Source organism: Pauljensenia hongkongensis, from assembly GCF_001746855.1.
Classification (GTDB): Bacteria; Actinomycetota; Actinomycetes; order Actinomycetales; family Actinomycetaceae; genus Pauljensenia; species Pauljensenia hongkongensis.
The window spans coordinates 1,814,522-1,824,406 of the sequence record NZ_CP017298.1; the positions used below are offsets into that span (position 1 = coordinate 1,814,522).

The 9,885-nt window shown below is 71.2% G+C and carries 10 protein-coding genes, 2 tRNA genes and 1 other RNA gene; 4 read left to right on the forward strand and 9 right to left on the reverse strand.

Annotated elements, in window-relative coordinates; genetic code table 11:
* From BH719_RS07510 to BH719_RS07535, 6 genes are all read right to left on the reverse strand, one after another.
* Positions 1-877, reverse strand: an 877-nt coding sequence (locus tag BH719_RS07510) for an ABC transporter substrate-binding protein (protein ID WP_009744223.1), incomplete at its 3' end; no start/stop codon positions are given.
* 67 nt (positions 878-944) lie between these two features.
* Positions 945-1,664, reverse strand: a complete 720-nt coding sequence (locus BH719_RS07515) for an ABC transporter permease (protein ID WP_034255376.1) — start codon at positions 1,662-1,664, stop codon at positions 945-947.
* Positions 1,661-2,329 carry an ABC transporter permease gene (locus tag BH719_RS07520; RefSeq protein ID WP_009744225.1) on the reverse strand — a complete coding sequence of 223 codons (669 nt, stop codon included), beginning with the start codon at positions 2,327-2,329 and terminating at the stop codon, positions 1,661-1,663. The genes BH719_RS07515 and BH719_RS07520 overlap by 4 nt, the downstream gene beginning before the upstream one ends.
* Entirely contained in the window at positions 2,326-3,156 is an 831-nt protein-coding gene (locus BH719_RS07525) for an ABC transporter ATP-binding protein (protein WP_009744226.1), read from the reverse strand. The genes BH719_RS07520 and BH719_RS07525 overlap by 4 nt, the downstream gene beginning before the upstream one ends.
* Positions 3,153-3,602 (reverse strand): MarR family winged helix-turn-helix transcriptional regulator, encoded by a 450-nt coding sequence (locus BH719_RS07530; RefSeq protein ID WP_009744227.1) that lies wholly within the window; start codon positions 3,600-3,602, stop codon positions 3,153-3,155. Before BH719_RS07530 ends, BH719_RS07525 begins: the two co-directional genes overlap by 4 nt.
* A gap of 1,291 nt (positions 3,603-4,893) precedes the next feature.
* Positions 4,894-6,255, reverse strand: a complete 1,362-nt coding sequence (locus BH719_RS07535) for a uracil-xanthine permease family protein (RefSeq protein ID WP_034255378.1) — start codon at positions 6,253-6,255, stop codon at positions 4,894-4,896.
* Positions 6,256-6,415: 160 nt separating this feature from the next.
* Here BH719_RS07535 and BH719_RS07540 point away from each other — a divergent pair, with 160 nt between their 5' ends.
* Positions 6,416-6,841 carry a hypothetical protein gene (locus tag BH719_RS07540; protein WP_157098213.1) on the forward strand — a complete coding sequence of 142 codons (426 nt, stop codon included), beginning with the start codon at positions 6,416-6,418 and terminating at the stop codon, positions 6,839-6,841.
* A gap of 97 nt (positions 6,842-6,938) precedes the next feature.
* A tRNA-Ser gene (locus BH719_RS07545) sits at positions 6,939-7,023 on the forward strand.
* A 190-nt stretch (positions 7,024-7,213) separates the two neighbouring features.
* Here BH719_RS07545 and BH719_RS07550 read toward each other — a convergent pair.
* Complete coding sequence (locus BH719_RS07550) at positions 7,214-7,945, reverse strand: hypothetical protein (RefSeq protein ID WP_157098214.1); 732 nt, start codon at positions 7,943-7,945, stop codon at positions 7,214-7,216.
* A gap of 281 nt (positions 7,946-8,226) precedes the next feature.
* Here BH719_RS07550 and ffs point away from each other — a divergent pair.
* An RNA gene (gene ffs, locus BH719_RS07555) (signal recognition particle sRNA small type) lies at positions 8,227-8,322 on the forward strand.
* 48 nt (positions 8,323-8,370) lie between these two features.
* On the opposite strand, the gene BH719_RS07560 is transcribed toward ffs, so the two are convergent.
* Positions 8,371-8,937 carry a YbaK/EbsC family protein gene (locus BH719_RS07560; RefSeq protein WP_009744232.1) on the reverse strand — a complete coding sequence of 189 codons (567 nt, stop codon included), beginning with the start codon at positions 8,935-8,937 and terminating at the stop codon, positions 8,371-8,373.
* Positions 8,938-9,121: 184 nt separating this feature from the next.
* Between BH719_RS07560 and BH719_RS07565 the strand changes: the two genes are divergently transcribed.
* A tRNA-Arg gene (locus BH719_RS07565) sits at positions 9,122-9,194 on the forward strand.
* 147 nt (positions 9,195-9,341) lie between these two features.
* Here the strand turns inward: BH719_RS07565 and BH719_RS10190 are convergent.
* On the reverse strand, positions 9,342-9,885 hold a 544-nt coding region (locus BH719_RS10190), incomplete at its 5' end, for a glutamate--tRNA ligase family protein (protein WP_009744233.1).

The following is a 9,885-nucleotide window of genomic DNA, read 5'->3' on the forward strand; positions in this document are numbered from 1 at the left end:
CCAACCACGCGCGGGCGATGTCGGCGGCGGACTTCTGCTCCGCTGTGGACTGGCGGTTCATCTCGATGAGCGCCTCGGGCGTCAGCGCCGCGCTCACCGAGTTGATGACCGCCGCCGCCCGCTCGTCCACCTTCGACGAAACGATGGGCACCACGTGCGAGGCCAGGAAGAGGCCCTCGGGATCTTGGAGGACCCTCAGCCCTCCCTCGGCCAGGACCGGGTTCGACGAGTAGATGTCCGCCACCTGCACGGTGCCGTCCCGCAGCGCCTTGGCCGCCAGGCGCCCGCCCGAGTCCTCGATGGGCGTGAATGTGGCGGTGACGCCGTAGACGGAGGCGAGGCCCTCGGGGCCGTAGGGGCGCGTCTCGAGCTCCGAGTTCCCGCCCAGCACCACGGTGCCCGCTCCCGCCAGATCCCCGATCGAGGTGAGGGAGTGGAGTTGGGCGAACTCCTCCGAGACCACGTAGGAGTCCTGGTCCGTGGCCCCCGCCTGGTCCAGGGCGCGCAGGCCCTCGGGCATGGCCTCGGCGAGGGCGCGGTAGACGTCCTCGGAGGTGGTCTCGGTGGCGTCGGCCTTGAGGTACTGCAGCAGGTTCCCCGTGTACTCGGGGAACACGTCGATCGTTCCCTTGGCGACCTCGGGCATGTAGACCTCGCGCTGGCCGATGCGCATCTGCCTGTTCACCGCGAAGCCCGCGCCCTCCAGGGCCTGGGCGTAGGCCTCGGCGATGATCTCGTTCGAGTAGTAGTCCTGCGAGCCGATGGTCAGCGCCTCTCCCGAGGGCGCGGATCCCTCGAGCGACGAGGCCGAGCCGCAGGCCGACAGTGCCAGGGCGCCCGCGGCGACGACGGCCAGGGCGGCGTGTTTCCTTCTCATGGTGTCTCCTCGGTGGGGTGTGGGGTGGTCGGGGGCCGTGCGGTGCCGCCGGAGCGGCGGTCGGCGGCTAGTGGGCGGGGGCTCCGGGATCGGTCTGCGCGGAGGGGGCGGCCGCGGACGAGGGGTCAGGGTCGGGGGCTCCTCGCGAGTCGATGCGGCGCTGGAGGGCGCCCAGGGCGGCGTCCACGACGAGCGCCAGGACCACGACCACCAGCGAGCCGCCGATCATCTGGGCGTAGTCGCGGGTCTTCAAGCCCGCGTAGAGGAAGCGGCCCAGCCCGTAGTCCGCGGTGTAGGCGGCCAGGGTGGCGGTCGCGATCACCTGCAGGACGGCGCCGCGCACGCCGGCCATGATGATCGCCATCGCGTGGGGGACCTCCACCTGGGTGACCACCTGCCATTCGGTGAGCCCGATGGCCCGCGCGGCGTCGACGGTGGTGCGGTCGGTCGAGGCGATGCCGGAGTAGGTGCCCGCCAGCATGGGGGGCAGGGCCAGCACCAGCAGCGCCACCGCGGGCGCCGCCAGTCCGATCCCCAGGGCGAGGCCGGTCAGGGTGAGCACCCCGAGCGTGGGCACGGCGCGGGCGGCCCCGGTGGCGGACACGAGCCACCGGCCCCGGCCGGTGTGCCCGATCCACGTGCCCACCGGCACGGCGAGCGCCATCGCGAGGGCGACGACCAGAACGGTGATCCCCAGGTGCTGCGCGGTGCGCCAGACGATACCCGTCTCCCCGCCCCAGTGCCCGGGATCGGCCAACCACTGCAGGGCCTCGATGAGGACGCTCATGCCCGGGCCCCCTGTTCGTCGTCCGCGGCGGCGCCCGCACGGGTCCATGGCGTCGCGGCCCTGCCGATCCCGGCGACCAGGGCGTCGATTCCGAGCGCCAGGGCGATGGTGGCGGCCAGGCCGACGACGACCTCGGCGACCAGGCCGCGCTGGAAGCCGTCGGTGAACAGGGTCCCAAGCGAGCGCACGCCCACGAACGCCCCGATCGTCACCAGTGAGACGGTCGATGTCACGACGACGCGGGTCCCCGCCACGATGACGGGGGCGGCCAGGGGGAGCTCCACCTGCCAGAACCGGCGCGCCGTGCCGAAACCGCAGGCGGTGGCGCTGCGCAGGGTGGCCCGCTCGATGGCGGAGAATCCCTCCGCGCTCTGGCGCACCAGCACGGCCACGCCGTACAGGGTGAGGATGAGCACCATGTTGACGGGCGAGCGGTAGGAGACGCCCACCACCACCGGAACGATGATGAGCAGGGGCAGTGAGGGCACCGCGTACATCGCCGACAGGACCGCCAGCACGGGCGGTCCGACGCGCTTGGAGCGAGCCGCGCACCATCCGACGGGCACGGCGACCAGGACCGAGCACACGATGGCGGGCACCGCGATGGCCAAGTGGGTGAGCGCGAGCTCGCCGACCAGGCCCCAGTTCGACATCAGCCATGTCATGGGCGCGCCCCCCGATCGGGTTCGCGCAGGGTGCCCACGGGGGTCCCCGCCTCGTCGACCACCAGGCCCCCGCGCCGGTGGTCGATGCGGACCGGCCTGGCGGCGCGCGAGGCGCCGACGAAGTCCGCGACGAAGTCGTCGGCGGGGTGGGAGAGCAGCTCCTGGGCGGTGCCCACCTGGGCGACGCGCCCCCCGGTGCGCAGCACGGCGATCTGGTCGCCCAGCAGGAACGCCTCGTCGATGTCGTGGGTGACGAAGAGGATGGTCGTGCCCAGTTGCTCGCGGATGCGGATGAGCTCGGCCTGCAGGTCGGCGCGCACCAGGGGGTCCAGGGCGCCGAAGGGCTCGTCCATGAGGAGGATGTCCGCCTCGTTCGCCAGTGCGCGCGCGACCCCCACGCGCTGGCGCTGGCCGCCGGAGAGCTGGGCGGGGTAGCGCCCCGCCATGTCGCGGTCCAGGCCGACCAGGGCCATGAGCTCCAGCGCCCGCGCCCGGGCCTGGCGGCGGGGCGCGCCCTCCAGCAGGGGGACGGTGGCGATGTTGTCGGCGATGGTGCGGTGGGGGAAGAGCCCTCCCTCCTGCAGGACGTAGCCGATGGAGCGGCGCAGTGCCACGGGGTCCTGCTCCGCCACGTCCTGGCCGCGCACGAGCACGCGGCCCGAGGTGGGGGCCACCATCGCGTTCACCATCCGCATGAGGGTCGTCTTCCCGCAGCCCGAGGTGCCCAGGAAGACGGTGGTCGTGCGCTCGGGGATCCGCAGGGAGAAGTCCTCGACGGCGACGGTGCCCCCGGGGTAGGTCTTCGAGACTGCGTCGAATCGGATCATCGGGTGGCCTCCGCGGTGAGAGTGACTTTCGTGAGCATCGCCGACAGCGAGGCGCGCTGGTGGGGATCCAGGGGCGAGAAGACGCGGCGCGTCTCGGCCTCGACGATCCCCTGGGCGTCCCTGAGTCTGCGCGCCCCCTCGTCGGTGACGGAGAGCAGGGCGACGCGCCGGTCGGTGGGCGAGGGGTGGCGCTGGACGAGGCCGTCCGCGCACAGGCGGTCGACGAGGCGCGAGGCGGCTCCGACCGTGATGCGCTGGCTGCTGGCGACGTCCTGGATGCGGGCGCGCCCCAAGGCGCCGGTGATCGTGAGGAGCACCAGGTAGCGCCCGTAGCTGAGGGGGACCCTCGAGGCTGAGAGGGCGCGCTCGATGGCGTTCCACGCCGCGATCTGCGCGATCACGAGCGAGGCCATCAGCGAGGCGTCGAGTTCTTCCGGCTCGGACATGGGGAATACCCTGCCATGGAAACTAATGACATGTAATCTTTTTGTGATGCGTGGCGCAGATCCGGTGGGATTGAGTGGTGGATATCACTGGATCTGGAGGTTTGTGGGCGCGGGGGGTTCGGGGGGTTTGCCGACGCGGGGGCGGGGGCGCCCTTGTCGGCGCTTGAGGGGAAGACAACCAGTCGACTGGGGCTCTACGGGCGCGGGGGCGCCCTCCCGGGCCCAGTGGACGGCATTGGGGTAGGGAACCGCGCATTGGGGTAGGCGGATTGCCTGCCCCAATGACCTGTTGCCTGCCCCGATGGGGGCGGCGCCCGTCCTGTCCCGTCCTTGATGCGGGTCCGTGCCCGCGGAGCTGTTGGCTGGCCGCCCGTCGCGTAGGCGATGGGCTCCACCGCCTCGTCCGGGTGGGGTGCTACCGTGCCATTTTGCCGCGGGGCAGTTGCGCCAGCAGTTTTGCAAGTGATGCCGCGGTTTCAAAGGGAAGTCTCGGCCCTGGGGAGGGTGCGGGGGCTGTTTTGCGAGAGCAGCGGGCGGGATCCGCAGCACGGTGCCGGCCCTGGGGAGGGTACGGGGGCAGTTTTCAAGCGAAGCGGAGTTTTCAAAGGGATACCGCCACTTTGCCAGTGTTATAACGCTTGCAAAGTGTGGCATCGCTGTAAAAGCGGAGGCGTCGCTGTGAAAACTGGCCCGTGGAGCGCCCGGGCTCAGGCGCCCGTGGGCCAGGTTCGATCCGCTCGGTGGCCCCGGAGTCCGAGGCGCGCGGACTCAGGCGCTCTTGGGCCAGGTGCGGCCGCGCCCGCCGCGCCTCCGGCAGTGCCCTCCCGGGCGCCGCGAGCTGCATTGGGGCAGGCTAGCCCGCATTGGGGCAGGTTAATAACCTGCCCCAATGCGCAGTTTCCTGCCCCAATGGCCCGTATCCTGCCCCGATGTGGATAGGCGCCCTGCCCCAATGGCCTGTTTCCTGCCCCGATGTGGATAGGCGCCCTGCCCCAATGCGCAGTTTCCTGCCCCAGTGGCCCGTATCCTGCTCCGGTGCGGGCGCGCGCGCTCTGATCATGCGGTATGAAGGGCTCCGTCACCGACGGGCCGCGGATCCTGTGGGCCTCCGCATGCCCGCCCAGGCGTCCCAACTGGGGCCGGCCCCAATGCGGGCCCGCTTCGCCGCGCTCCGGCAGTGTGCCCGCTTCGCCGCGTTCCGACAGTGGGCGCGCACAGCCCCGGCCCCGGCTTCGTCGAAATCCGGCCCCGGCCTCGTCGGAACCTGGCCCCCGCCTCGTCGGAAAGGGGGTCAGTCCGAGGCGGCGCGGTGCCTCTTCGCGTAGGCCTCGCCCTCCAGCTCGGAGCCGGAGGGGGCCGAGGCGGGGGACGCGGCCTCCAGGTTCGTCCCGCGCAGCTTCGAGACGGCGCGCATGCCGTGGTAGACCAGGATCGCGGCGGCCGACCCCAGGGCGATCCCGCCGAAGGCCATGCCCGACACGGTCCACGTGAAATCGGCGATCGCGACGATGAGTGACACCGCCGCGGTGTTGAGGTTGACGGGGTTGGAGAAGTCCACGCGGTTCTGCACCCAGATGCGCACGCCCAGCATCCCGATCATCCCGTAGAGCACCGTGCCCGCGCCGCCGAGCACCCCGTGGGGGATGGTGGCGATCAGGGCGCCGAACTTCGGCATGAGGGACAGCGCGAAGGCGAAGAACGCGGCGATCACGTAAGCCGCGGTCGAGTACACGCGGGTGGCGGCCATGACCCCGATGTTCTCCGCGTAGGTCGTCGTGCCCGATCCGCCGCCCGCCCCCGCGAGCATTGTCGAAACGCCGTCGGCGACCAGGGCGCGGCCCGTCAGGCCGTCCAGGTTCTCGCCCGTCATGGCGGACACCGACTTGACGTGGCCGACGTTCTCGGCGACCAGAACGAAGACCACGGGCACGAACAGGCCCAGCGTCGAGACCGCGAAAGCGGGGGCGTGGAACTGCGGCAGCCCGATCCACGCGGCGGAGCCGACGGCGGTGAAGTCCACCTCGCCCTGGACGATGGCCGCCGCGTAGCCGACGAGCACGCCGATGAGGATCGACAGGCGCCCGATGATGCCCTTGAACAGCACTGTCACCAGGCAGACCGCCACGATCGTCACGACCGCCGTGACGGGCCCCTCCTTCACCCAGTTCCACGCGGCGGGCGCCAGGTTCAAACCGATGAGCGCCACGATCGCCCCCGTGACCACCGGCGGCATGACCGCGTCGATCCACCGCACTCCGGCGAAGTGGACGACCGCGCCCACCAGGGCCAGCGTCGCCCCGGTGGCGATGATGCCGCCGAGGGCGTAGTCGGCGCCGAGGGTCTGCGAGACCGCCAGGATCGGCGAGATCAGGGCGAAGGAGGAGCCCAGGTACGAGGGCAGGCGCCCCGCTGTGATGAGGAAGAAGAGCAGGGTCCCCACGGCCGTGAAGAACAGGGTTGTCGACGGGGGGAAGCCGGTGAGCAGGGGGACCAGGAACGTCGCGCCGAACATCGCGACGACGTGCTGGGCTCCGATGCCGATCGTGCGGGGCCACGAGAGGCGCTCGCCGGGCAGGACGACGTCGCCCGGTTGGATGGAAGTGCCGTCCCCGTGGGTCCGCCACGTGAAAATGCTGGACTTTTGTGCGCTCATGAGCGAGCTGTCTCCGATCAGGTGATGGGCGTGTGGCCGGTCAGCCGGTCGGAACATCAGGATACTTCGCCCCAAGGGGGCGCACGTCACATCCGGGGATTATGTGACCGGTTTCCCTGGAACCCTCGTGATCCGGGCCGAGCTGTGGGACCCTTGGGGGGTGAGCATTCCGAACGCCCCCATCGCCGCGCCCCCCGACTACCCCGGTTCTCACGAGGCGGGGGCCGCCTGGGACCCCTACGGGCCGTACGCCGGGGCGCCCGGGGGCGGGTACGCCGTCCTGGGGGAGGTGTTCCCCGGGACGGAGGGGGTTGACGCCGCGGCGGTCTTCGCGATGGGCGGCTACACCGCGCCCAAGCCGATCGCGAACCCGGTGGCGACTGTGGCCCTGTGGCTGTCGGTCCTGGCGATGCCGCTGCTGGGGCTGTTCTGCCCGGTCACCCTGGTGCTCGGGATCGTCGGCCTTGCCCGCTCCTCCGGCTTGCCCGGGCAGGTGGGCCGCCACGAGTCCGCGGCGGCGCTCGTCCTGTCGGGGGGCGCGCTGGCCTGGTGGATCTTCATGTACGCGATCGTGTTCAGGTGGTGACGGCGCCGCCCCCGTGATTGATGCCACCGGCTGCGCTTCCGCGCGGATTCGCTTTCGGCGGTCGTTTCCGTTTACTATTGTTCGGCACGATGTGCACGGAGGATTCGCCTAGTGGCCTATGGCGCACGCTTGGAAAGCGTGTTGGGTGCAAGCCCTCGGGGGTTCGAATCCCCCATCCTCCGCAGGTGTTCAGCCCCGGAACCGCAACGGAAAGCGGTTCCGGGGCTTTCTTGCGTCAACACCCTGTGTCAACATCGAGTGCTGGGGGCGCCGGCCCCGGTCGCGCGGGTGCCCGCCGCAGATTCCCGTCGCAGGTGCTGGCGCGTTGGCGCCAGCCCGTTCCTTCGAGCGCGAGGGGCCCGTCCGATCCGTTCAGGGGCGGTTAATGGGTGTGATTGACGAATGCATCATGGCTCGTTGCGCTTGGAGTGCCACGGTGGTGCGGTGTATCTGTGCGCTGCGCAACTGCTCCTCGAGCACGATGTGCTGGCGCTGCATCTCGTTGAACTGCGCGGCCTGGGTCTCGAGCTGGTGCTCTTGAATCAGCGTGAGTCGCGCGGCGTCGGAGGCCGTCGCCAGGAATAGTTCCTCGACGTTGCGCAAGTGCCCGCAGTTCACTCCTGTGACGGGGTTCCGCCAGCCGATGGCGTTGATCGCGGCGTTGGCGGGTCCCCAGGCCCGTGCGCTCACCTGCTGCATCCTGGTGGTCTGCCCCAGGAGCGCCGTGTAGCAGACGATCAGCACGACTATGCCCGTCACCGAAGCCAATGCGAAGGACAGCGGGAAGGGGGGTATGAAGATGCCGGAGATGAAGAGGGTGGGCGGCAGGATTAAGCCGACTGCGGTGGCGCCACTGACGGAGTCGCGGACGGCTTGGACCTCTTCCGCAGCGCGGCGGGCGCACTCGGGCTCCTCCGCGGCGAAGGCCGTGCAGATCTGCTCGAGCGAGGCGGGGACCGAGTCGACGTAGTCGAGTTGCTCTGGGGACAGCTTCTGACGGTCGAGGCGGTCCAGGAGCATGGTCACTTTGTTCCGCGCGTTCTGGACGGCGGCGCTCTTGTCGGCCAGGGCGTCCTGTGCGGCCATTTCTGCGGACGGATTCACTCGTGCTCCCGTCGTAGTCGTTCCACGCCCGGGCACGGGCGCTCCGTCATGGGAGTAGTTTATCGTCGGCGGGGGCTCCGTGGGAGCGGTCCGCTGGGCCGGGCAGTGGTCCGGGGCGGTTTTCGGGGCCCGGCAAGGGCAGCGGGCCGCGAGCTTGGCGTTGCGCCGGGCCGGGGATGGGTTCCGGATCCCCGGGCCGTGGCCTCCTCCGCCCCCTGGGCCGCGTCCTGCGGGCCGCCCCCCGGGGTGGAGCCGCGCTCCGGGGAGCGTGTACACTGGGGAACGGTCCTCCGCGTGACGGTATCATCCGAACCTCCCCAGGGCAGGAATGCAGCAAGGATAAGGGTGCGCTGCCGGGTGCGCGGAGGATCCTCGTATTTCCCGTACACGGGTGCTCCGCTGAGCCGCCAGCGCCCGCGGTGCGCTCAGGCGCCCAGGCCGTCGACGACCTCCGCCGCGGGCAGTGCGGCCAGCAGCTCCCCCGGCACGAAGAGCTTCGAGGCGCGCAGGCCCGACCCGATGCAGCTCCACCCGCTGGCACAGCGGGAGTCGATGAGGAGGCGCCACTGAGGGGGGACGCCCACCGGCGTGATGCCCCCGTACTCCATGCCGGAGGCCTCGACGGCGCGGTCCTGGGGCCAGAAACTCGCCTTGCGCACGTCGAGGAGCCTCTTGACGACGTGGTTGACGTCGGCGCTGGTCGTGGCCCGCACGACGCACGCGGCCACCCGTTCCTCGCCCGCGCGCTTGCCCGCGACCAGGATGCAGTTGGAAGACAGCGCCAAGTCCATTCCGAAGGCCCGCGTCATCGTCTCGGTGTCCGCCAGATCCGGGTCGATTGGCGCGACGAGCGCCGACGAGGCGAGGGCCGGGTCCTGCGCGGCCAGCGCGGTGAGCGCGCGCGCCACCGGCGGGGCGACCAGGTCGAGGCGGTCGAGGGCGGGCACGGGGCGCAGGGTCCCGATGCCGGGGATGTCGGTGTGGTCCGTCATGGCGCCACGCTACGCCCCCGCGGCACCGGCCCGCGCGGGTGGCCGCATCGCGGGCCAATGCGACGGCCCGCCCTGCGGGGAGCGCCGTGGTTCTGCGGCTGGTGCGCGTGTGACTCATAGCCCAGGCCCTCGTTTTGGCATTCGAGGGCCTCCCGTGTAACCTTGTACCCAGCCAAACGGCGAAGCGCTCGTAGCTCAATGGATAGAGCATCTGACTACGGATCAGAAGGTTGGGGGTTCGAGTCCCTTCGAGCGCGCAGCGGCCCCCCTCGGTGCGATCCACCGGCGGGGGTTCTGCTTATCTTGTAGTGGATGGTCCCGGCATAGTCGGGCGCATAGCTGAAGAGTCCCGCGGTCGAGGCGCGCGGCCCCATTAGAAGGAATGCCGTTCGGCGTCTCGCGGTTCAGTGCGGCCTGCGCCCGGTCGGCGGGACGACGACCCACGGACGCGCGGGGATCCCCTCCAGCCCCCGGTCCCCCAGGGCGTCGGCGATGTCCGCAGCCCGGCGCGCGCCTCGGACCCCCAGGGACTCCCCGATGAGGCCGACCGCGTCGGCCGGCCCCCAGCCCAGGTCCGCCAGGTCCGCCAGCGTGACCGCGCCGTCGCGCTTCGCCAGGCGCGCACCCGACTCCGACACCGCCAGGGGCACGTGCGCGTAGACGGGCTGGGCGAGTCCCAGCAGGGACGCCAACTGCGCCTGCCCGGGCGCTTGCGCCAGCAGGTCGTCGCCGCGCACCACCTGGTCGACGCCCTGGAAGGCGTCATCGATCACGGAGGCCAGGTTGTAGGCGGGCACGCCGTCCGCGCGCCGCACCACGAACTGGTCGACGGGCCCCGTGTACTGGCCGTGGAGGGTGTCTGTGACGGTCCACTGCGCCCGGGGCGCCGCCAGCCGCAGCGCGGGGGCCCGGCCCAGGGCGGCCAGGGCCTCGCGGCGGGAGGCGCGC